Here is a 21,684-nt window from a genome sequence, read left to right as displayed (position 1 = left end):
TCCATTCAGTTCCACAGCGGGGACACGACCCGTTCCACTGGTTTCAATCGGCCGCCTGCTTGGTGCCGGCGTCCGGGGCGGGTTTCTTCGAGGCGGCTTTGTCCGGTAGCACGATCAGGCTGACGATGCGGCGGACGCGGCCGTCCTCCTCGGCGTTGCTGATCCGGCTGACGACCGCGTTCTCGATCTCCTCGACCATCGCGGCGAACTCGTCGTCGGTGAGCCAGACCGCCGCCTGCCGGTAGACGACGCCGTCCGAGACTGGTTCGGCGTCCTCGCCCGCGAGGTAGCGGTCGAAATCGTGCAGCAACGAGGCCGCGAACGTGGTGAACGACCGTTGGTGGTCCTCCCGCGTCATCGCCGCCCGCGCCGCGGGGTCGACCACCGCCTGCTCCGGGCGCACCCGGTAACTGCGCTCCACCGTGCCGCGCACCCGTTTCTCGCTCACCACCTCCAGCACTCCCGCCTCGGCCAGTACGGCGATGTGCCGGTACATCGTGGCCGGGGTGATGTCGGGGAGGCGGTCACGCAACTGGGCGGTGGTCATCGGATCGGCGTCGAACAGGGTCTGCAGGATGCGCATCCGGACGGGATGCAGGAGGACGTCCGCGGTAGCCATGGACCAATGTTCTCACATGCGCTAATGTTCTCACATCTGGTAATGTTCTCGTATGTAGTAAATTTAGCATGCATGATAGCGATGGGAGATGAAGACGTGCGGGATGTCGAGATGACGGCCATCGCGGACGACGGGCTGTCCCTGGCCGGCACGCTGACCCTGCCCGCGGGCCCCGGCCCGCACCCGGCCGTCCTGCTGCTGAACGGATCCGGCCGGCTGGACCGCGACGCCAACACCGGGCGGCTCCGCATGGAGCTCGGACCGCCGCTGGCCGCCGCGCTCGCGAAGGAAGGCATCGCCACACTGCGCTACGACCGGCGCGGGGTCGGCGCCACTTCCGGTGACTGGCGTGCGACCGGATTCGCCGACAACCGGAACGACGCCGCCGCCGCGCTCCGCGCCCTGGCCGGACGCCCCGAGATCCGGGCGGACGCCATCGGAGTGGTCGGGCACAGCGAGGGCGCCGTCCACGCCATGACCCTCGGCGCGCACCCGCAGGTCGCGGCGGTCGTGCTGCTGGCCGGGTTCGCCCGCCTGGGTGAGGACGCCATGCGCTGGCAGGCCGGGATGCTCGCCCGCGATCTCCCCGCGCCGGTGCGGCCGTTGCTGCCGGTGCTGCGAGCCCTGGCCGCGCGGCAACTCGCCCGGATCAAGGCGACCAGCACGGACGTGGCGCGCGTCGCCGGAGCGCCGGTGAACGCACGGTGGCTGCGGGAGCTGTTCGTCCACGACCCGCGGCCGGCCCTGGCGAACATCCAGGTGCCCGTCCTGGCGATCACCGGCGGCAAGGACGTCCAGGTCGACGCCGCGGACCTGGACGAGATCCGCAAGCTGGTGCCCGGTGAGGTCGAGGTCCACCGGATCCCCGACCTCACCCACGTGTTGCGCCGCGACCCTGGTCGCCCGTCGGTGCGCTCCTATCGCCGGCTGCTGCGCGCGCCGGTCGACGCCGACCTGCTCACGCAGGTGGCCGGCTGGCTCGCCCGCCGACTCAGGCCGCAGGGCGGGCCGATGCCCCTGAACAGCGAGAACACTGTTTCCGCTCGTCTCCTGCCGAAGGAATGAACTCCTTCGTACGACGCCCCTGAAATGCCGAAGGAATGAACTCCTTCGTGCGACGCCCCTGAAATGCCGAAGGAATGAACTCCTTCGTGCGACGCCCCTGGATGCCGAAGGAATGACTCCTTCGTGCGACGCCCCTGAAAGGGAACAAGACGTGACCATCGCACCCCCCGTTCGTCAGAGAAGCGGCCTGGCCCTCTTCTTCGCCGTCACGTTCACGTGGACCTGGGCCTTCTGGCTGGTCGCGATCTCACTCGGTGGACCGGCGATGACCTCCCCCACCGTCATCCCGTACCTGCTCGGCGGCTTCGGCCCGGTGATCGGCGCGATCGTGGTCCGGGTACGCCGCGCCCGCCGCCGTCAGCCCGCCCCCGCTCATACAGTCGGAATCCGGCCGAGCATGCGGCTGTTCTGGGTGCCGCCCCTGCTGGTGCTGGCGTCGGCGACCGTGCTGGCGGCCGCGCTGCTCGCCCAGCTCGTGGGTGGCCCCATGGTCAGCCTGGCACCGGGACGCGATCTGATCGCGACCGTCGGCGGGCCCGTGCCGTTCCTGGTCAGCATGCTGATCGCCGGCCCGCTGGCCGAGGAGCCCGGCTGGCGCGGCACGGCGTACCCCCGCCTGCGCGCGTCGATGAGCCGCCTTCAGGCCGGCCTGCTGCTGGGTGTCGTCTGGGCGGTGTGGCATCTGCCGCTGTTCTTCGTCAACGGCACCGTCCAAGCGGATCTCGGCCTGTTCAGCTGGAGCGGGCTGCTGTTCTCGCTCAGCGTCATCCCGATGGCCCTGCTGACCGGTTACGCCTACGAGAGCGCCGGGGTCGTCGCGGCCATCGCGGTCCACTTCGGCGTCAACGCGACGATGGCGCTCCTCGGCGTCGGCTCACCCGTGACGCAGGCGTTCATCGTGGCGGTCCAGATGCTCGTAGTGCTCACACTCCTCGCCCTGCGCCGCACCCCCCGAACGGACCAGCCGGCTCGAACGGACCAGGTCGTCACCGGCCCTTCGCACCAGATCAGCCGAAGCCGCGGGTGAAACCAGGCGGACCGCCCAGGATCACATGAGCGGTTCTGGCATGGTCACCGTTCCCGGCATGCCCTAGGGTCACTGATCATGAATGGGCGGAACGGATTCTTGCTCCTCGGTTCGACGATTCTCTTCTTCGCCTTTTTGGTGTCGCTCGCCAGGAACAGCAACAACGCGGGTATCGGGTGGGGGCTGGTCGGTGTCGGCTTCATGATCGGGGCGGTGGCCTGTGCCATCTCCGATCTGAAAGCACCTCAGCCTGCCACGTTGACGAGATCAGCCGACGATGCCGAAGAGGCGCGATCGTCCGATGGTGCCGAGAAAGCGCGATCGTCCGACGATGCCGGAGACAGGTGACCTGAGGTCGTCAGGATCCACCGGGGAATGCTCGCCAGGAAGCCTCAGAGCCTCGGAACCGACGAGCCGTGATGTCGCGGGTGTCGCGTTACCGCGAGTGATGGTCGGCCACACGCGCCCGTGGCCGACTTTCGCTTGGGCGGGTCAGAGGTCGGTGGTGATGATTTTTTCGATGTTGCGTTCGGCGAGGGCCGTGATGGTGACGAACGGGTTGACGCTGGTGTTGCCGGGGATCAGGGAGCCGTCGATGACGTACAGGCCGGGGTAGGCCGTGAGGCGGCCGTAGTTGTCGGTGGCCTTGTTGAGCACCGCGCCGCCGAGCGGGTGGTACGTCAGGTGGTCGCCCCAGATCTTGTACACGCCGAAGAGGTCGGTCCGGTAGATCGTCCCCTCCTTTGAGTTGATCTTGTCGAAGATCGTCTTGGCCATATCGATGGACGGTTGCTTCCAGGCGGTCTGCCAGTTCAGGTCGACCGTGGAGGTGGCCGCGTTCCAGGAGAACTGGGCGCGGTTGGGGTTCTTGGTGATCGACAGGTAGAACGAGGCGAAGGTCTCGATCCCGGTGGGCAGCGGTGCGACCTCGGCGAACGCGCCCCCGGCGGCCCAGTTGTCGATGCCGGCGCAGGGGATGGTCGACTGGAGGCTGCCGGTCGGGTCCCACAGGTGGTTGGCGCGGCCGCACATGACGTTGCCGTTGTCGCCCCAGCCCTTGCCGATCTCGCCGTTCAGGTTGGGCAGCGCGCCGGTGGCCTTCAGCTTGACCAGCAGCTTGCTGGTGCCGACGCTGCCGGCGGCGAAGAACACCCTGTCGGAGGTAACGGTCTTGGTGGCCGTGACGTCGCCGGTGGTGTTGAGCTGCTCGATGACGACCGTGTAGCCGCCGCCGGCCGCGGGGGCGACCCTGGTGACCCGGTGCAGCGGCGAGATGGTGACCCTGCCGGTGGCCTTGGCCTGGGCGATGTAGGTCTTCTGCAGGGACTTCTTGCCGTAGTTGTTGCCGTAGAGGATCTCCCCGGCCAGCGCCGACTTGGTGGCGGTCCCGGCCGCCTCCTGCTTCATGTAGTTCCAGTCGTACACGTCGGGGACGAAGACGAACGGGAAGCCGGAGCGCTGGGCGTGCTTGCGGCCGACGCGGGCGAACTGGTAGCAGTCGGTGGTGTCGAACCAGGCCGGGTCGATGGTGCCGACCCCGAGCCCGGCGTTGGCGCGCGGGTAGTAGGTGGTGTACATCTCGTCGGGGTTCACCGACGGCAGGACGGTGCCGAAGTTCTCGCGCTTGGGCGTGACGGCCATGCCGCCGTTGACCAGCGAGCCGCCGCCGACGCCGCGTCCCTGGTAGACCGTGATGCCGCTGAACTCCTCGGCGTCCAGGATGCCGGTGTAGCGGGAGATGTTCCTGTCGATCGGGAAGCCGAGGAAGTAGTTGAGCGGCGCCTTGGTCTTGGTGCGCAGCCAGTACGACCGCTGGTCGGGGGCGGTGGTGGTGCAGAAGATCTTTCCGTCGCTGCCGGGGGTGTCCCAGGCCATGCCCATCTCGATCATGTTCACGTCGACGCCCGCCTGGGCGAGACGCAGGGCGGCGACGGAGCCGCCGTACCCGGTTCCGATGATCAGGACGGGGACGTGGGCCCCGTTGGCGATCGGGCCGGCGGCGAGGGCGGTTTTCGCCTGGGCGCCGATGGGGCGACCCGCGAGGGCCGCGGCTCCTAAGATAGAACCAGTTCCAGTGATGAAGCGGCGGCGTGAGATGCTCCATCGGCCTGTTCCACCCGGGGGTTTGTCAGTCATGACGTTCCTCACTCTTGATGGTTAGAACAAGTTCTATATGTTTCTCGCTTGTTAAACCATCGGGTACCAGTGAGTAACTTTGACTGATTTGTCTGATCTAGGTCACGGTGCCGCCGCGCGCCTTCCCGAGGGTGATCGGCCGCTCGGGAGCGTGCAGACGGTGTCCAGGCCGAGCACGTGGTTGAGCCGTCCGAACGCCAGCCAGGACCCGATGCTCATGCTCAGCTCCACGATCTCGGCCTGGCTGTAGTGCGCGGTCATCCGCGTCCAGAACTCCTCGTCCAGGCCGTGGTGGTCCAGGGCGTACCGCTCGGCGTACTCGGCGGCCAGCCGGGTGCGCTCGTCGAAGGCGCCGGTGGTGCGCCACTCGGCCGTCGCGTCGGCGAACCCCTCCTCGACCCGCTGCCCGTCCCGCTCGGTCCGCCAGTCCAGGCAGAAGGCGCAGCCGTTGATCTGCGCGATCCGCAGCCGCGCGGCCTCGAACTCGCGCAGGCCGAGGGTCGTGTGGGCGTACACCGACAAGGAGAAGTTCGCGGCGGCGGCCCCGATGCCGGGGATCATCTCCCCCCACACGTACTCGATCGCGTCTTTGCCCTCGGGGATGTCGATGTGCATGGTCAGCTCCTTCCGAGCCTGCCGGTCGCGGGGCGCAGGGGGACGTCGAGCGCGTCGTAGAGCCCGGGTTCCGCCGCGACGAGCCAGTCGATGGCGTTCACCAGCCGTCCGGCCGCGGTGGCGTTCCCGCCCGCGGCCCGGTTGCCGCCCTCGTCGGTGGCCTCGACCGTGACCTCGATGCGCGGCCGGCCCTCGATGACCACCCGGTGGGCGCCGTCGCCGTCGGGAGGGACCGGCCAGTCCGGCGCGCAGGAGGGATGGATGCGGGTGACGTGCTCGATGACGATGCGGGCCACGCCGCCGACGATGCCCTGCACCTCGAACCGCACCGCCCCCTGCGTGCCGGCCTCGAACTCGCCCATCGTCTTGGTGCTCACCGTGGTCTCGAGCGGGCGCCGGTCGACGGTCTCGCGGATCTCGTCGAGCTCGACGCCGAGGGCCCGCGCCATCAGCCGGATCTGCCCGCCCCACACCATGGACGGCACGGTCGGCGCGATCATCGGCGGCTCGTAGTCCATCGGCTGGCCCATGCCGACCAGGTACCGGACCGAGTCGTGCTGGTCGTAGGTGGAGTAGTCGAAGATCTCCTGGCAGCGGACCACGTCCACGGTCGTGCCGAGCCCGCTGATCAGCAGGGGCAGCACGTCGTTGCCCCAGCCGGGGTCGACGCCGGAGACGAACAGCGAGCCGCCGCCCTCGGCGACGGCGGCCAGCACCGCCTCCCGCATCTCCGGTGGGGCGTTGCGCTGGTCGTAGAGCGCGTACGTCGCCGGGGTGACGACCACCGCTCCCGCGCGGATCGCCCTGACGATGTCGGCGAGGGCCTCGTCGGGGCGGATGTCGCCGGACGCCGCGTACACCACGGCGCGCGGACCGGTGGCGAGCACGGCGTCGATGTCGCTCGTGGCCGCGATTCCCAGATCGTGGCCGAGCCCGCCGAGGTCGCCCGCGTCGCGGCCGACCTTGGCGGGGTCGTGGACGAGCACGGCGGTGAGCTTCAGTGCCGGATGGGCCTCGACGGCACGGATGGCGGCGCGGCCGACGTTGCCGGTGCCCCAGACGGTCGTGGGAATCATACGCGGAATGTAGCAAGCGCTTGGTCAATCGTACAGACCTGGAAGCCTGGTGGGCGAGATCGTGAAAGACCTGGGGGCCTGGCGGGCGAGGGAGAGCGCCCGCCAGGCCCCGGACGGCCGGGTCAGCCGATCTTGCCGACCCCGGCTCCCGCGGTGACCGTGGCCTTCACCGAGTTGGGATCGTCCAGGGTGTAGCCGTAGTACGTGCTGGGTTCCTGGACGGTGCCGCTGCAGTCGGGCTGGCCCGACTCGTTGACGAAGACGTTGTTGCGCGCGACGCACCGGCCGGCCGGGCCGGCGTAGGAGTTGCTCACCGGCTCCTCGACGCGGTCGAAGTAGTTGCCCTCGACCATGCAGCCGGCGTTCGCCTGGCAGGCCACTCCGACGTCGGTGTTGTAGTAGTAGTAGTTGTTGAACACGTGCACCGGCTCGCCGAACCGCACCCGCGGGTTGCGCTGCGGGGTCTGGTCGAACCAGTTGTGGTGGTAGCTGACCTTCAGCCGGCCGATGTCCTGCGCGCCCGCGCCGTCGTCGTGGCCGAGCAGCATGTTCTTGGTGTGGTTGTGCACGTGGTTCCACGACACGGTGACGTAGGACGAGCCGCGCTTGATGTCGACCAGCCCGTCGTACCCGCAGCACATGTCGTTGTGGTCGATCCACACGTGGTGGGAGAACATCTGCACGTTGATCGAGTCGTCGTTGGCGTTCCTGAAGGTCAGGTTGCGGATGATGACGTTGTTCACCGCGTTCGCCGGCGGCGAGGTGATCGCGTCGTCCACCGCCAGGCCCACGTTGAGCCCGCCGCCGGTGATGCCCGCGTCGGAGCCCACGCCCACGATGGACTTGTTCGAGGCGACGTTGTACATCCCGGCCGGCACCGTGATCATGCCGCGCACGCAGATGTTCAGCGGCGCGGTCTGCGCGATGGCGGAGATGAGTTCGCCCGCCGTGTCGACCTCGACGGTCGAGCCGCCGGCGCCGCCGGTGGTGCCGCTCCGGCCCCAGGCGTTGACCGAGGCGAAGCCGACGGGCGTCCCCGAGGTGGGGCAGACGCCGGGCGGCAGCGGGGTGATCGTCGGCGTGGACGGCGGCTGGCTCGGGCCGCCGACGTCGGTCACCAGCACGTCGTCGAACGAGGCGCTGGCGTAGTAGCCGGCGAGTCCGGCCCGGCCGGAGGAGTAACCGGTGTCGGTCGCCGTCACGACCTGCACGTTGTCCACGAAGCCGCGCAGCGTTGTGCCGAACGCCTCCAGCCGCAGCGTGTACCACGTGCCGGCGGTCACCGTCGCGGGGGCCGAGGCGAGGGTGACCGGGGCGCCACCGGTGCGCTTGCCGAGGACGACCGAGCCGGAGTTGCTCAGCCCGAGGTAGTAGTAGGCGCTGGTGCTCTGTGCCCGGGCCAGGATCGCGACGTTCCGCCCGCTGCCGTTGAACGAGATCGGCTTCACCCGTGCCTGCACCGCCTGGTCCGACCATCCGGCGCCGGCCAGCGTACGGGCGTCGGCGCTGGTGCCGGACTGCCGGAGCGCCCGGGAGCCGTCGGTGACCACCGACCAGCTTCCGCCGGACCCGGACCAGCCCGTCGAGTTGCCGTCCTCGAAGTCGTCGCCGAACAGCGTCGCGGCCGAGGCGCTGGGGACGGTCACCAGCGCCAGCGCACCGATCACGATGGCGGTGAGGGTCATCGCGAGCGCGGCCAGCATGGCGCCGGTGCCGCGGTCCTTCCTTCTTCGCATGGAAACTCCCGTTCCGTCGGACCGGCAGGGCCCGGTCCAGGGCAGGCCGGGCCGTGGCCCGCGTACCGGGCCGGATCCGCGAAAAGCGATCCGGTGGGACGCGCGGCCACGTCCTGGCATGACGTGGCGCCGACCGGCGGGCGGCCGGAGGGGCCGTCCGCGATCCCTTGGCCAAGGGCTCTGGACATGGCCGGGCCTTCGCGGGTGCGCGAGGACAGGGCCGTCCGCGGTGACGCTCTAGTGCGAAGTGCAGGAAGCGCTGCCGAACTTCTCCGCACTTTTACGTCCGGGAAATCAGGGGGTCAAGTTCGGAGTCCACCGCCGCGACCGCTGAATGTTTCGTGCATACAGTGGAACGCCGTCCTGCCACATGAAACGCGTCCTGGCCTAATGCGGCCAGAATGAAACTTTCACGCGTACGAAGGCCATTCCCGAATGGCCGGGATCACCGCGACGGGCGCTCAGCCCACCCTGTGGACGGAGTACCCCGGCATCTCGGAGTACCGCCCCTGGAAGATCGCGTAACCCTCGGAGAGCGCGACGGGCTCGCCGGGAAGGTCGTCGGCGAGGACGTTCGCCGAGCGGTCCACCTCGTAGCCGCGATCGTGCCGGTCGTCCAGGAAGACGTGACCCCGCCACACGGCCGCGAGGGTGGCGTCGGGGAGCTCACGCCTGGCGACCCTGACCTCGCGGCCGTCCAGCCGGATCGTGACCAGCCGGCGCTGCCGCAGGTCGGAGTACTCGCAGGCGATCAGGCTCACGCCGTCGGTCTGGCAGCCGGTGACGAACTCGGGCAGGCGGGCGATCTCGCGGCCGGTCCCGGGGTCGAGGACGAGGGGCGGTCCAAGACGCCCGTCCTTGACCTCTCTGACCATGGGCAGATTCCCGGCGGCCAGCGCCGGGAGCGAGGCGGGCATGCGGGGGGACGGCTCCCAGCGGGTACGGCCCGTCGCCGCGTCCAGGGCGACGACGGACCCGCCGCCCAGGTCGAGCCTCGACCCGCCCGTGCCACCGGCGACGCGGCCGAGCACCAGGTCGCCGGAGACCATCACCGGCTGCACGCCGGACCGCGTCCACAGCCGCCGCCCGGTGGCCACGTCGACGGCGACCAGGCGGACGTCGCCGAAGCCTCCGGTGGGCGAGGGGGCCACGGTGGCCAGGGCGATCTTTCCGCCGGACGTCTCCAGCACCCCCCGCAGCCGGTTCGCCGCCCTGGCGGCCCTGCCCGTCCTGGCCGGCACGAGCGGGAGCCGCCAGCGGACGCTGCCGTCCCTGCCCGACAGCAGGGCCACCCCGGTCTCGTCGGAGGGACCCGACCCGAGCGGGCACAGCCCTGTGGGGTGCCGGCATCCGGTCAGATAGTAGTTGGCGAGGATCCCCCAATCGGCGCCCTTGCCCACGATCTGGGGCGTCCGCGAGCGGCCGTAGGCCATGTCGAGCCAGACCGCGCCGCCTCCGCCGCGCAGGGGACCGAATTCCCCGACCGACCAGCGCACCTTTCCCGTCGCCGCGTCCGCGACCACCAGCCGGGTCTCCTTCTTCCTGAGACCGCCCACGATGACCGCCGCGTCGCCGTGCAGCGCGGCGGCGCTGATGTACTTCACGGCGCCCTTGGTGTCCTGGGTCCAGAGCGGCTCGCGGCCCAGCGGGAGGGGCCGCAGCGAGGGCGCCTCGTCGACCACCACCCCGAGGTTCTGCGGCGTCGGGGACGGCGGGCCCGTGGGCTTCGCGGGTGCGGTCCCGCCGGCGCAGGCGGCGGCCGTCAGCGCCGCGGCGGCCAGCACGGCGGCACGTCGAACCGTCATCCACGTCTTCCGCTCATGCGGTCCGGTATATCGCACTGAAGACGTGCGGGACGCAGTGATCGTTCCATCCGCCGCGCGGTTCCCGGGCACGCGCCGTGCGAAACGGGCGCGGTTTCGGAAACTCATTCACCGGATATCAGTCAGGCCGCTGAGAAAAGGTCACGCGACCACGGGTATTAATCGCGTTCCCATAAGCGCGTGAATGGGCCCGTCAGTTCTCCGTGAAGATCTCGTAGTGGCCGCCGGGCCGTGAGCGGTCCTGGAACGGGCGCAGCGGGGAGGGGTGGCCGAGGCGGCGCAGTTCCCCCTCCCAGGACTGGTAGGCGTCCATTCCGGACCACCGCATGAGCAGCACCCAGCGGTCCTCGCCGCCGACGCCGCGCAGGAGCTCGACGCCGAGCAGGCCGGGGGTGGCGGCGAGCTGCCCCGCGGTCTGCGCGTAACCGCTCCTGAGCGGCCTCTCGGGACCCCGGTAGTGGACGAACACGAGCACACTCATGTCCCGAGCATGGACGTGCGCGCTCGAAGCGCGCTCGAAGGGGCCTTTCACCAGGTGCTTCCACCGGCATTCGATCGTTGCCCGAGGTGGACAGGCCAGCCTTGGCGCATGAGGATCCTCGTAACTGGAGGCGCGGGCTTCATCGGAAGCCACTACGTCCGCTGTCTGCTCGACGACCAGTACGCCGGGTGTGAAGACGCCGAGGTGACGGTTCTCGACAAGCTGACCTACGCCGGCACCACGTCGAACCTACCCATGGACAACCCTCGGCTGTCCTTCGTGCGCGGCGACATCTGCGACCGCGACCTGCTCATGGACCTGCTGCCCGGCCATGACGCCGTCGTCCACTTCGCGGCCGAGTCGCATGTGGACCGCTCGATCACCGACCCGGGCGTCTTCGTCCGGACCAACGTGCTGGGGACGCAGACCCTGGCCGACTCCTGCCTGCGACGGAACATCGAACGCGTCGTGCACGTGTCGACCGACGAGGTCTACGGCTCGATCGCCGAGGGCTCGTGGTCGGAGGACGCGCCGCTGTGCCCGAGCTCGCCGTACTCGGCGTCCAAGGCCGGCAGCGACCTGATCATGCAGGCCTACCATCACACGCACGGACTGCCGGTGTGCATCACCCGCTGTTCCAACAACTACGGTCCGCACCAGTTCCCGGAGAAGCTCATCCCGCTCTTCGTGACGAACCTGCTGTCGGGGCGGGACGTGCCGCTGTACGGCGACGGCCAGGTGGTGCGCCAGTGGGTGCATGTGGACGACCACTGCCGGGGGATCGACCTGGTCCTCGGCAAGGGACGTCCCGGTGAGGTCTACCACCTCGGCTGGGGTGTGGAGCTGACCAATCGCTCGCTGACCGAACGGCTGCTGGAGATGTGCGGCGCGGGGCCGGAGCGGGTGCGCAGGGTGGCCGACCGGCTGGGGCACGACCAGCGGTACTCGCTGAACGTGGACAAGGCCCGGCGGGAGGTCGGCTACGAGGCCCGCATCTCCTTCGACGACGGGCTGGCCGAGACGGTGCGGTGGTACCAGGAGAACCGGGAGTGGTGGGAGCCGCTCCGGCCGGACCTTGGTTAGTCCGGCCGCCGGCCTGCCCCGATCCTGGCTGCTCAGCCTGTCCTGAGAACCGCCCGGCCCGACCCGAGGATCGCTCGGTCTGGTCCGGGAACCGCTCAGACGGTGCTGAGAGCTACTGCTCAGTCTGTTCCGAGAACCCCTGCGACGATGTTGCTGAACGCCTTCCAGGTGTCGCGCTCACTTGCCAGAGCGCGGCGGCCCGCGGCGGTCAGCTCATAGGTGCGCCTCTTGCGGCCTCCGACGATGCTCCAGTCACTGGAGACGTACTCGGCATGCTCCAGGCGTCGCAGGGCTGGGTAGATGGTGCCGGTGGGAAGGTCGAGGGTGTCTCCGCTGCGGGTCCGCAGGGTGCTGATGATGGCGTAGCCGTGAAGAGGACCGGGCTCGAGCACTGCCAGCACCAACGCGTCCAGATGCCCCCGGAGTGTGTCGAGCTTCATATCGGCATTCTACATGTATCGATTCTGAAGCCCATGAGTACCTCCAGACGATCTGTCAATTTTTTTGTTCGGTGGCCTGTTTACCTACGGCCCCTAGATAAGTGGTGGAGGAATCGTGGAAACGTCGAACGCGGGCCGGTCCCTGCTGCGCACGATCCTGGCGGGGCTGGCGTCCAGCCTCACCTGGATCGGCTACCTGCATTGGACCGACCCGCACGGGCCGGGCAGTCCGGCCGACGACGAGTCTTGGGCGGACGACTTCGTCATTCATCCATTGGATCGATGGTGATCAGCGGCTGGCCGTACTCCACCGACGTGGCGTCCTCGACCAGGATGGCGGTGACCAGGCCGTCGCGGTCGGCCTCGACCCCGTTCATCAGCTTCATCGCCTCGACGATGGCCACCCGCTGCCCGGCCACCACCGTGTCCCCGACTTCGACGAACGGCTTGGCGCCCGGGGACGGGGCGCGGTAGAAGGTCCCGACCAGCGGGGCGCACACCTGGTGCGCCGCCGGGTCGGGCTGGAGGTCGGCGACGCCGTGTACGGCCGCCGGCAGGCTCGCCGGGACGGTGGCCACCGCGGCGAGCGGCACATAGGCCGCGGCGCCGACGTGCTCGGGCCACTCGATCTCGACGCTCGTCTCCCCGGCGGACAGCTTGATCCGCCGCACCGGGCCCGCTCCGGCGTCGATGACCCCGGTGGCGTGGCGCCACAGTTCCTCCAACGTGGGCGTGTGCCCAGCGCGCTCGCTCATGGCTCAGCTCCTTTCCCTGCAGATCCAGGCCTGTCGTTGGTTCACAGGTCCGCCCAGGCCGACCTGATGAGGGCGAACTCCGCCTCGGTGAGTGCTTCGCCCGTGGTGTCGAGATGGGTGGCGTAGTACAGGCTCGGCACGCCGAGCCCCGGTTGCGCCTCCACGTACTCGCGGAACGCCGACAGGGACGGCAGCGGCCATCCGTCGGTGTCGATCAGCCAGTTCTCGTCGGCGATGCGGGCCATCCGGGCGCGGAACGCCATGTCGGCCACGACCGAGTCGCGGTCGCGCGTGTAGATGTCGCCCAGACGCACCATGTCGAGGACGTCGGCGAAATAGGGGTTGGGGGACTGCCCCATGATGAGGGCGTCCGGTTTGATCTCCTTGGCGGTCTGGTAGATCAGCCGGTGCATCTCCTTGGCCGCCTCGATGCCGAACAGCCGGCGTGACCCCGCGTTGAAGGCCATGCCGTCGACGGCGGGCGTCGCCGAGACGTGGTCGATCTTCAGGCCGTCGATGTCGAAGCACCCGGGTCCCGACCCGAGCACCTGGCGGAGCTGCCGCCGGATGCGCTCGCGGGCCTGCGGCAGCGTGACGTCGATCGCGACCTTCGAGCCCGGGCGCAGCCGGTCCCACTTGCCGCGTTTGAGCGGGCGGGCCGGCCGGTCGGCCGGGCGGTACAGCACGCACTCGTCGTCCGGCAGCCCTTCGGGGTCCCACGGCCCCCACCACAGCAGGACGCGCCTGCCCGTGGAGTGGACGTGGTCCACGAAGCCCCGCATGTCGGGCCAGCGCCCCGGGTCCAGGTTCTTCAGCCCGGCCGCGAGGAACCACCGGGCGTCGATGACCAGCGTGCCCCAGGGGACCTCACGGTCGTCCAGGCGCCGGACGATGTCGCGGTAGTTCGGCTCGGTGCACAGGGTGTAGACGGCGTTGTCCTTCTGCCGCTCCCTCGGGCTGCGGATCCGGAACAGGTCGCCCTGGTAGGACTGGTGCCCCCACCCGGAGACGATCGGCCGGCTCCACCACGACGGGCGCTCCCCTGCGGAGGCGCTCGGCACGGTCGCGCCGCTCACCGCCGCGTCGGTGAACGCGCCGCGCGCCACCGGGGCGCGCAACGCCGTCACGTACGACCGCAGCGCCAGCTCGGGGTCGCGGTCGAGCACCATCACCACGCGCGGCGTCTCGGCGCGCCCCTCGACCCACACCTCTCCCGGGCAGGACAGGTGCAGACCGAACCCCTCTCCCCCCACGTACTCGTAGTCGGAGAAGTGGTACTCCCCCGGCTGCACGCGCAGGCCGAAGGTCAGCCACTCGTGCTCGGGCCGCGCGGCGACCGCGAAGCAGAGCAGGCCGGGGTTGGCGACGAGGTTGCCGCCCTGGTAGTCCAGGTCGGCGTTCACGCTGATCTGGACGTTCTCGTAGGGCTGGAACTCCTGACGCCCGTAGGTGTTCGGCTCCGGGCTGAAGACCCGGCGGAACGCCGTGGGGGACGGCCGCGAGTAGGCGCGGACCGGTGTGTGTCGTTTGTCGTTGAAGTGCTTGGTGAGCGCGAAGTGCTCCCGGAACGTCGCGTCCTCCACGGTCTCGAAGTACCGCACGGCGGAGATCGGGCCGTTCCCGATCACCTCGGCGTGGAACTCGAGCCGGTCGCGGTAGACGTCGAGATGGTAGAACTTGTCCCAGCGGGTGCTCTTCGCGGTCCAGGTGATGCGCTCGTACTCTCCCCTGTCTGCGATGGTCCTGTCGACCAGATCGATCTCGCGGTCAAGCGCTTCCGGAGCGTCCACACCCACGCCTATCAGCAGCGGCTGCGTGAACGTCTCGAAATCCAGATGGACGAACGGTGCGGTCGGACCGCCGAGCCGTAACCGGAAGGCCGGTCGCTCGAGTACGGTCTGGGATTCCCGCATGTACCACTCCTCCTCGAGCAGACTGTGTGCGGCAATGCTCACCGCCGGCACTCGAAGGTCGCTGGAGTACGTGTCGGTCCGGGGTCGGGCCGACGGGGGGCGCCACCTGGATCTCGGCTAAAGCCGCCTTCGAGAGCGGCCTGTCACCCTGTCTCGCGTCTGAAGAGGGAGACTGACATGGCGGAGATCGACTTCGATCCCTTCGATCCGGCGCACCGCGCGGACCCCTACCCCTACTACAGCCGGCTGAGAGAGACCGCCCCGGTCTGGCGCTCGCCGCGCGGAGCCTGGGTCCTGACCCGCTTCCGGGACTGCACGGAGGTCCTGCGCGACGCGCGGTTCGGGCACGGGTCGCGGCAACGGCTGCTGGACAAGAGCAACTGGCGGCGCCCGGCGCCCAGCCAGGCCATGCCGTTCATCCTGCTCGACCCCCCCGAGCACACCCGGCAGCGTTCGCTGGTGAACCGGGCATTCACCCCGCGCAGGGTGCAGCGGCTCAGCCCCTGGATCAAGCGGCTCGTCGACTCGATGGTGGACGAGGCCATCGAGAAGGGCGAGGCCGACCTGGTCGAGTCGTGCTTCCATCCCCTGCCGGCGACGGTGATCAGCGAGCTGCTCGGGGTGCCGTCGCAGGACCGCGAGCTGGTCAGAGGATGGTCCCGGGTGATCGCCCGCGGCGTCGACCCCGACTACCAGCGGACCTCGGACGAGAAGCGCGAGCGTGACGAGGCGCTGGCCGCGTTCGACGGCTACTTCAGGGAGCTGGTCGCCGAGCGGCGCCGCGAGGGCGGGGACGACCTGCTCACCGAGCTCATCGCGGCGCGCGACAACGGGTCGGCGCTGAGCGAGGGCGAGCTGCTGGCGACCTGCACCATGATCTACGTGGCCGGGCACGAGACCACCACGGACCTGCTGAGCAACGGGACGCTGGCCCTGATGCGCAACCCCGGCGAGCTGAAGCGCCTTCGCGACGACCCGCGCCTGCTGGACAGCGGGGTCGAGGAGTTCCTGCGGTACGACCCGCCGACCCAGCTCACCCGGCGCACCGTCCTGGCCGACCTCGAACTGGCCGGGCACGACATCGCGCGCGGCGACCAGGTGGTGCTCGTACGGGGGGCGGCCAACCGCGACCCCGAGGTGTTCGACGACCCCGACCGGCTGGACGTCGGCCGCCCGGCCAACCGGCACATCGCCTTCGACGGAGGCGTGCACTTCTGCCTGGGCGCGGGGCTGGCCCGGCTGGAGGCCCGGCTGGCGTTCGAGTCGCTGGTCACCAAGGTCGGGGACATCGAGCTGGCCACCGACGCGGTGCCCTACAAGGACAACCTCACCATCCGCGGACCCAAGGAACTGACGGTGCGGCTCACCGCCCGCTGAGGGTGGTGAGCCGCACGGTGCTCAGCCTGCCAGCGACTCCAGCACGCCGACCACGTCGGCGGGCGTGACCTGGCCCTCGATCTCCTCCTTGAGCTTGAGGGCCGCGTCACGGTGGGAGTCCTGGTCGAGCAGGGCCGCCACTTCGGCGCGGATCACGTCGTGGTCCGCGTCGGCGAGGTGGACGTGGCGGCCCGCGCCCTGCTCCTGCAGGCGCCGGGCGTTCAGCGGCTCGTCCGCGATCGACGGCAGGACCATCTGCGGCACGCCGCAGGCCGCCGACGTGAGCATGGTGCCGGCCCCGCCCTGGTGCACCACTGCTGACACCGTCGGCAGCAGAAGGTGCAGGGGCATCGACTCGACCAGCGTCACGCTCTCCGGCAGGGCGCCGAGCATCGCCCGCTGCTCGGCGAACGCGGCGACGACGACGTCCACGTCGAGGCCGCTCACCGCCTCGGTCGCCAGCCGCACGGGCTGCAGGTTGCCCGCGTGCTTGGCGAAGGTGACGCCGAAGGTCACCAGGACGCGCGGACGCGTCCGGGGTTCCCTCAGCCACGCGGGGACGGCACCGCCGCCGTTGAAGGGGACATAGCGCATGAAATGCCGGGGGAGCGGGCCGTCCACCTGGAGCGACGGCGGGCAGGGGTCCAGGGTCAGCGCGCCGTGCGGATCCCCCAGGCCGAAGCGTTCCCACAGCGGCGCGAGGGTCGGCCGCTCGATCTCCTCCCGGACGTAGGTGTAGTCGGTGCCGCCCGAGAGCGAGCGCACGGCCGGCACGCCCAGCACCTGGGCGGCCTTCATCGCCGCGTAGCCCCGGGGCTCGTACACCACGAGGTCCGGCCGCCAGCTCCTGGCGAAGGCGACCAGGTCGTCCGCCATCGCCTCGGAGCCGGCCATGAACATCCGGACGGCCGTGTCGGAGCGGGCGTGTTCCCGCTCCTGCCGGCTCGCGTCCTCGGACGGACGGACCCGGATGCGCTCGATGATCGCCCCGAGGTCGAGCGAGGGCCCGGCGGGCACGAAGGGCAGGCCGGACCCCGTCACCATGTCACCCGCGTCGGGCTGGCCGGCGATCCGCACCTCGTGGCCGGCCGCCCGCAACGCCCAGGCCAGCGGCACCAGAGGGTAGTAGTGCGACCTGGTGGCCCAGGTCGCGAACAGTACTCGCATCGGCGTGCGCCCCTTCGTCAGATCAGGCCGGCTTCCTCAGCGCGACCGCCTGCGACAGTGCGGAGAAGTACCCCATGAGCAGGTCGGGGATCAGGCCGACGACCCGGTCCAGGTCGAACTCGGGGAAGCCGAGCAGCTCGCGCGGGTCCCCCGCGACGATCTCGAACCCGTGCCCGGTGACCAGCTCGTGGACGTCGATGTTGGAGCCCCACACGTTGTGGTCCAGCACGCCGAACGGCTTGCAGTCCAGGAACAGGTCGATGGTCAGCAGGCACACGCCGCCGGGGGCGAGCAGCGAGTAGATCGCCTTGAGCATCTCCTGGGCCTCCTGCTGATCGACGTGCTCGATCACCGAGAGGCAGTACGCGCGGTCGAAGGTGCCCTTGGCCAGGTCGACGTCCTGGATCTTGTCGGTGACGAGCTGGACCGAGGTGCCGAACGCGTCGTTCAGCCGCTTGTGGTTCAGCTCGGTGAGCGGCACGCCGACCGAGGGGAAGCCGGTCCAGCCGCGCTTGTCGGCCCAGTCCTCCACCTCGCGGGCCTCGGGGTCGACGTTCACGACCTCGCATCCCTCCGAGGCCAGTACATACTGCAGACCGCCCAGGCCGCCGCCGACGTCGATGACGCGCATCCCCGGCTCGGTCTTCGCGGTGAAGTACGCCCAGGGGTACTCGAACAGCCTGGTGTGATTGTTGCGCTGATAGGCGAACGGGCCGAAGCGCGACGGATCGGGATCCTCGATCCGCTGCGCGATCGACAGATCCTTGCAGTCGTGCCCGTAGGGCACGCCCCAGCGCTCGTTCCATTCGAGTTGCTCTTGCGGCAACACCCGGCGACCGATCATGAGCTCTCTCCTTGCCGATGTCTCACGGACTCGGTCAGACGCTGACAGCGACGGCTCGACAGGTGGTCGAGGGCCGATGGAGGGCCACTCCCACGAGCCGTTCTGGACCGGAACTCCAGGCGGCGAGGCCAGCATGCGGGCCGGTGATCGGGAAGGTGGAGGCGTCATGCTCAGCAGAAGAAACATGATCAAACTCGGCACGCTCGGCGGTCTCGCCGCGGTGGTGCCCATCCGGGCGGCCATGTCGCCCTCGGAGCGCGTGCTGGAGCTGACCAGGGGGGCGCACGGCGCGCACGCCCACGGGGCGACCCTGGTGTCGGCGGGGGTGGCGCCCACGGTCACGCCGTTCACACGGGCCCTGCTCATCCCGCCGGTGCTGTCGCCGCTGTTGTCGACCCTGACCACGGACTACTACCGGATGACGATCAGGCCGGCCCAGGTGGAGATCTTCCCCGGGTTCCGTACGGACGTCCTGTCCTACGGCGGGCAGTTCACCGGGCCGACCATCCGCGCCCGCGCGGGCCGCAAGATCGTGATCACGCAGACGAACGGGATGTCCGACCCGACGGCCGTGCACCTGCACGGCGGGCACGTGCCGCCGGAGAGCGACGGCCACCCGATGGACACCTTCGACCCGGGTTCGTCGCGCGTCTACACCTACCCGAACCGCCAGGCGGGCGCCACGCTGTGGTATCACGACCACGCCCACCACCTGGAGGCCGAGCACGTCTACCGGGGCCTCGCGGGCTTCTACACGATCAAGGACGACGTCGAGGACCGCCTGCGGCTGCCCAGCGGCGCGCACGACGTGCCGCTGATGTTCCGCGACGCGCAGTTCGACGAGCTGGGCCAGCTCGTCTACGCCATGGGCGGCTTCCGCGACCGCAAGACCGTGCTGGTCAACGGGCGGGCGCAGCCGTTCTTCCGGGTCAAGCGGCGCAAGTACCGCTTCCGGCTGCTCAACACCTGCCTGGATCGGGACCTGAACCTCACCCTCGGGGCCGATGGTGAACTGGTCCAGATCGCCTCGGACGGCGGCCTGCTCCCGGCCCCGGTGCCGGCGACCTCGGTGGCCGTGTGGCCGGGCGAGCGGGTCGAGGTCGTGGTGGACTTCACGCGGTACGCGACCGGCACGCAGGTCGTGCTGGTGAACGACCGGGGGAGCGAGGACAGCACCCGCAACGTGCTGCGGTTCGACGTGGTGGGCGACGCCGACGACGACGAGAGCGTGATCCCCGCGACGCTGCGCCCGCTGCCCGACCTCGGGGAGCCCACGGTCACCCGGGACGTCTCGTTCAGCATGGACCTGGCCACGGGCACGTTCCTGCTGGACGGCAAGACCTTCGACCCCACGCGGGTGGACCAGAACGTCAAGCTGGGCACCACGGAACTGTGGCGGATCCACAACCCCGCCGGCGGGCCGCCCATCCCGCACAACATGCACCTGCACCTGGCGCAGTTCCAGGTGGTGGAGCGCGATGGCCTGCCGGTGATCGGGCACGAGGCCGGGCTGAAGGACACCGTGACCGTGCGGTCGGGGTCCAACGTGTCGTTCAAGGTGCGGTTCGACGGCTACACCGGCCGGTACGTCTACCACTGCCACCTGCTGGAGCACTCGTCCATGGCGATGATGGCCCAGATGGAGATCACCCGATAGGCGTGGCACGGTCACCGAGGACGCGCCCGGCGTACGGCCGGGCGCCGTGTCCGGGACCACGAACGGGATCGGGCCGGGCGCGGTCACAGGGACCGCGCCTGGTGACCCACCTCGGTCAGCTCGTAGGTGCGCCGCTCGCGGTTCTCCACGGTCACCCAGGCACTCCTTATGTACCCGAGCCGCTCCAGGCGGCGCAGGACGGGGAAGAGGCCTCCGGTGGGGAGATGGAACTCGACCCCCAGCCGGAGGCGGAGCGCCTCCATGATCAGGTACCCGTACAGGGGCCCACGTTCCAGCACCGCGAGGACTTCGCGGTCGATGTCATCGAGGAAGTAGGACCCTGTCATGTAGACAGCCTACAGGTAGAGTAAATACCCTTGAAGGAGGGATCCCGAAGAAGAGTCGAGGAAGAGGTGTGAAGATGATGGCCCAGTCTTACCAGAGAGTGCCACAAGCGCCACCCGCGACGGTGAACATGGCCACGTCGGCCCTGTTCGGGCTCACCGGGCTCTTCGTGGTCGACCGGCTCCTGGCCTTCGGCCTCGGGGACGCGCCGTTCACGACCTGGGAGGCGGTGACCTCGGTCGTGCTGGCGGCGCTGTTCGTCGCGCTCACGCTGTCAGTCCGTCAAGGTAACAACCTCATGCGCGTCATCACGACGCTGCTGCTGGTGGTCGGAGTCTTCCGTGCGCTGGACCCGATCACCCAGTCACATCCGCTTCTCATCCGTGCCGTCGCGCTGGTCGAGCTGGTGCTCGAAGTGGGCATCGTGGTCCTGCTCTGGATCGGGCCGGCCAATCGGTACTTCCTCCCGCCGCGCAGCGGTCGCTGAGGACACAAGAGCGCACGATCGAAGAAGTCCCCGCCTGCCGGGACTCAGGGGTGCGGCCACCGGCCCCATGGGTCCCGGTTCCGCGCTTCCTGGGCCGGAAACCCGACCGCTTCGGCGGCCGGGGACACGAGCGCTTGAGGGGCCGGGGACACGACCACAGGGGCCGGGAACCCGACCGGATGGGCCGGGGTCACGACCGCGGGGGCCGGGGTCACAGGGCGGAGCGGCGGCGCGACAGGTCGGTGGTGCCGAGCCTGCGGGCCGTGGAGATCGCTATGCAGCGGACGGCGGAGATCGCGACGTACCAGTTGGGCAGCACCCAGATCGCGAGCCCCACAAGGGTCAGCAGCGAGCCGGGGCGGGTCAGGGAGATGGAGGAGACCATCCCGGAGGCGAGATGGGGGGTCGCCATCAGGAAGACGGCCGAGGCGAGCGCCTTGAGGCCGAGTACCGACAATGTCACCATTCCGGTGACCCGTGCGAACCGCCACGGAGCACTGACGTAGCGGACGCCGAGACCGAACGTGAACAGGGCACCCACCGCGACGATGACGAAGATCAGTTGGCTGTAGTCCCAGAATCGGGTGAACACCAGGTACAGGGGGGCGGGGTCGCGATCGGACCACGCGCCCGTCGACTGCCAGCTCTCGTCGGCGAGGAACATCTGCGCGGCCATGAGCACGACGAACCAGCGCGCGGTACGGCGTGCCTGCGCGAGGGCGAGCTCGCGCTGATAGGCGGGAGCGACCTCGGGGACCGTGCCGAAGTCGGCCAGGGCCATCGAGTCTGCCTCGGTGTGGTGATAACCAGCCTCGCGGTATGCCTCCGCCGCGTCGTCAAGGCTGTCACGTGCTTCAAGGAGAAGGTCCGCCTTGAGCCGACGAGGGCCACTCAAGCTCCGATTCATCTCCATGACGTAAGAGTCGATCGGACTCTGACTCATGTGCCGCCTCCCGGCAGGGCCGTCCTATACACGGGATCCGATCCTAACTTTAACCCCTACTCGAAGTTTACTCGACCCTAAGATGCATAAGTAGA

The 21,684-nt window shown here is 69.5% G+C and carries 22 protein-coding genes; 8 read left to right on the top strand and 14 right to left on the bottom strand.

The annotated features are described in order from the left end of the window. Nucleotides 1-43: 43 nt before the first annotated feature. Nucleotides 44-619, bottom strand: a complete 576-nt coding sequence (locus NYZ98_RS02440) for a helix-turn-helix domain-containing protein (RefSeq protein WP_262840778.1) — start codon at nucleotides 617-619, stop codon at nucleotides 44-46. 96 nt (nucleotides 620-715) lie between these two features. Here NYZ98_RS02440 and NYZ98_RS02435 point away from each other — a divergent pair, with 96 nt between their 5' ends. The 3 genes from NYZ98_RS02435 to NYZ98_RS02425 all read left to right on the top strand — a co-directional run bounded on the left by NYZ98_RS02435 (nucleotide 716) and on the right by NYZ98_RS02425 (nucleotide 3,059). Then, on the top strand, nucleotides 716-1,684 hold the full coding sequence (locus NYZ98_RS02435; protein WP_262840777.1) for an alpha/beta hydrolase: 969 nt from the start codon (nucleotides 716-718) through the stop codon (nucleotides 1,682-1,684). 151 nt (nucleotides 1,685-1,835) lie between these two features. Then, the gene (locus NYZ98_RS02430) at nucleotides 1,836-2,711 is read left to right on the top strand and encodes a CPBP family intramembrane glutamic endopeptidase (RefSeq protein WP_262840776.1); all 876 of its coding nucleotides are present in this window, start codon (nucleotides 1,836-1,838) and stop codon (nucleotides 2,709-2,711) included. Between the two features lie 78 nt (nucleotides 2,712-2,789). Next, nucleotides 2,790-3,059: a hypothetical protein gene (locus tag NYZ98_RS02425; protein ID WP_262840775.1), complete on the top strand. Its 270-nt coding sequence runs from the start codon at nucleotides 2,790-2,792 to the stop codon at nucleotides 3,057-3,059. A gap of 144 nt (nucleotides 3,060-3,203) precedes the next feature. Here the strand turns inward: NYZ98_RS02425 and NYZ98_RS02420 are convergent, their stop codons facing one another. The 6 genes from NYZ98_RS02420 to NYZ98_RS02395 form a co-directional block, all read right to left on the bottom strand. Next, a complete protein-coding gene (locus tag NYZ98_RS02420; RefSeq protein ID WP_262840774.1) occupies nucleotides 3,204-4,847 on the bottom strand; it encodes a GMC oxidoreductase in 1,644 nt (547 codons plus the stop codon). A gap of 102 nt (nucleotides 4,848-4,949) precedes the next feature. Then, nucleotides 4,950-5,462 (bottom strand): carboxymuconolactone decarboxylase family protein, encoded by a 513-nt coding sequence (locus NYZ98_RS02415; protein WP_262840773.1) that lies wholly within the window; start codon nucleotides 5,460-5,462, stop codon nucleotides 4,950-4,952. A 2-nt stretch (nucleotides 5,463-5,464) separates the two neighbouring features. Further along, on the bottom strand, nucleotides 5,465-6,538 hold the full coding sequence (locus NYZ98_RS02410) for an NAD(P)H-dependent amine dehydrogenase family protein (RefSeq protein WP_262840772.1): 1,074 nt from the start codon (nucleotides 6,536-6,538) through the stop codon (nucleotides 5,465-5,467). Nucleotides 6,539-6,660: 122 nt separating this feature from the next. Next, nucleotides 6,661-8,274: a pectate lyase family protein gene (locus tag NYZ98_RS02405; RefSeq protein WP_262840771.1), complete on the bottom strand. Its 1,614-nt coding sequence runs from the start codon at nucleotides 8,272-8,274 to the stop codon at nucleotides 6,661-6,663. A 461-nt stretch (nucleotides 8,275-8,735) separates the two neighbouring features. Further along, nucleotides 8,736-10,079, bottom strand: a complete 1,344-nt coding sequence (locus NYZ98_RS02400) for a PQQ-like beta-propeller repeat protein (RefSeq protein WP_262840770.1) — start codon at nucleotides 10,077-10,079, stop codon at nucleotides 8,736-8,738. Nucleotides 10,080-10,290: 211 nt separating this feature from the next. Further along, nucleotides 10,291-10,578, bottom strand: coding sequence for an antibiotic biosynthesis monooxygenase family protein (locus NYZ98_RS02395; protein WP_262840769.1), 288 nt, complete (start codon nucleotides 10,576-10,578; stop codon nucleotides 10,291-10,293). A gap of 108 nt (nucleotides 10,579-10,686) precedes the next feature. Here NYZ98_RS02395 and rfbB point away from each other — a divergent pair, with 108 nt between their 5' ends. Continuing rightward, nucleotides 10,687-11,661 carry a dTDP-glucose 4,6-dehydratase gene (gene rfbB / locus NYZ98_RS02390; protein ID WP_262840768.1) on the top strand — a complete coding sequence of 325 codons (975 nt, stop codon included), beginning with the start codon at nucleotides 10,687-10,689 and terminating at the stop codon, nucleotides 11,659-11,661. A 119-nt stretch (nucleotides 11,662-11,780) separates the two neighbouring features. Here rfbB and NYZ98_RS02385 read toward each other — a convergent pair whose 3' ends face one another. Further along, a complete protein-coding gene (locus NYZ98_RS02385) occupies nucleotides 11,781-12,101 on the bottom strand; it encodes a PadR family transcriptional regulator (protein ID WP_262840767.1) in 321 nt (106 codons plus the stop codon). Between the two features lie 115 nt (nucleotides 12,102-12,216). Here NYZ98_RS02385 and NYZ98_RS02380 point away from each other — a divergent pair, with 115 nt between their 5' ends. Further along, nucleotides 12,217-12,390 carry a hypothetical protein gene (locus tag NYZ98_RS02380; protein WP_262840766.1) on the top strand — a complete coding sequence of 58 codons (174 nt, stop codon included), beginning with the start codon at nucleotides 12,217-12,219 and terminating at the stop codon, nucleotides 12,388-12,390. Here the strand turns inward: NYZ98_RS02380 and accB are convergent. Both accB and NYZ98_RS02370 read right to left on the bottom strand, forming a co-directional pair. Further along, nucleotides 12,365-12,856 (bottom strand): acetyl-CoA carboxylase biotin carboxyl carrier protein, encoded by a 492-nt coding sequence (gene accB / locus NYZ98_RS02375; protein ID WP_262840765.1) that lies wholly within the window; start codon nucleotides 12,854-12,856, stop codon nucleotides 12,365-12,367. The two genes, NYZ98_RS02380 and accB, sit on opposite strands and share 26 nt — an antisense overlap. A gap of 41 nt (nucleotides 12,857-12,897) precedes the next feature. Beyond that, the gene (locus NYZ98_RS02370) at nucleotides 12,898-14,769 is read right to left on the bottom strand and encodes a TIM-barrel domain-containing protein (protein WP_262840764.1); all 1,872 of its coding nucleotides are present in this window, start codon (nucleotides 14,767-14,769) and stop codon (nucleotides 12,898-12,900) included. 177 nt (nucleotides 14,770-14,946) lie between these two features. Between NYZ98_RS02370 and NYZ98_RS02365 the strand changes: the two genes are divergently transcribed. Continuing rightward, the gene (locus NYZ98_RS02365) at nucleotides 14,947-16,146 is read left to right on the top strand and encodes a cytochrome P450 (RefSeq protein WP_262840763.1); all 1,200 of its coding nucleotides are present in this window, start codon (nucleotides 14,947-14,949) and stop codon (nucleotides 16,144-16,146) included. A 21-nt stretch (nucleotides 16,147-16,167) separates the two neighbouring features. On the opposite strand, the gene NYZ98_RS02360 is transcribed toward NYZ98_RS02365, so the two are convergent. Together NYZ98_RS02360 and NYZ98_RS02355 are read right to left on the bottom strand one after the other, a co-directional pair. Further along, nucleotides 16,168-17,313 carry a nucleotide disphospho-sugar-binding domain-containing protein gene (locus NYZ98_RS02360; RefSeq protein ID WP_262840762.1) on the bottom strand — a complete coding sequence of 382 codons (1,146 nt, stop codon included), beginning with the start codon at nucleotides 17,311-17,313 and terminating at the stop codon, nucleotides 16,168-16,170. Between the two features lie 22 nt (nucleotides 17,314-17,335). Then, nucleotides 17,336-18,157: a class I SAM-dependent methyltransferase gene (locus NYZ98_RS02355; protein ID WP_262840761.1), complete on the bottom strand. Its 822-nt coding sequence runs from the start codon at nucleotides 18,155-18,157 to the stop codon at nucleotides 17,336-17,338. Nucleotides 18,158-18,323: 166 nt separating this feature from the next. On the opposite strand from NYZ98_RS02355, the gene NYZ98_RS02350 reads away from it, so the two are divergent. After that, nucleotides 18,324-19,814 carry a multicopper oxidase family protein gene (locus NYZ98_RS02350; RefSeq protein ID WP_262840760.1) on the top strand — a complete coding sequence of 497 codons (1,491 nt, stop codon included), beginning with the start codon at nucleotides 18,324-18,326 and terminating at the stop codon, nucleotides 19,812-19,814. A gap of 83 nt (nucleotides 19,815-19,897) precedes the next feature. On the opposite strand, the gene NYZ98_RS02345 is transcribed toward NYZ98_RS02350, so the two are convergent. After that, on the bottom strand, nucleotides 19,898-20,161 hold the full coding sequence (locus NYZ98_RS02345) for a PadR family transcriptional regulator (protein WP_262840759.1): 264 nt from the start codon (nucleotides 20,159-20,161) through the stop codon (nucleotides 19,898-19,900). A 128-nt stretch (nucleotides 20,162-20,289) separates the two neighbouring features. On the opposite strand from NYZ98_RS02345, the gene NYZ98_RS02340 reads away from it, so the two are divergent. Further along, nucleotides 20,290-20,646, top strand: a complete 357-nt coding sequence (locus NYZ98_RS02340) for a hypothetical protein (protein ID WP_262840758.1) — start codon at nucleotides 20,290-20,292, stop codon at nucleotides 20,644-20,646. A 211-nt stretch (nucleotides 20,647-20,857) separates the two neighbouring features. Here NYZ98_RS02340 and NYZ98_RS02335 read toward each other — a convergent pair whose 3' ends face one another. Further along, nucleotides 20,858-21,553 (bottom strand): permease prefix domain 1-containing protein, encoded by a 696-nt coding sequence (locus NYZ98_RS02335; protein WP_262840880.1) that lies wholly within the window; start codon nucleotides 21,551-21,553, stop codon nucleotides 20,858-20,860. Between the last annotated feature and the right edge of the window lie 131 nt (nucleotides 21,554-21,684).

It is taken from the genome of Sphaerisporangium corydalis (assembly GCF_025506355.1).
GTDB classification, from domain to species: Bacteria; Actinomycetota; Actinomycetes; order Streptosporangiales; family Streptosporangiaceae; genus Sphaerisporangium; species Sphaerisporangium corydalis.
This window is presented reverse-complemented; position numbering and strand designations above follow the sequence as displayed.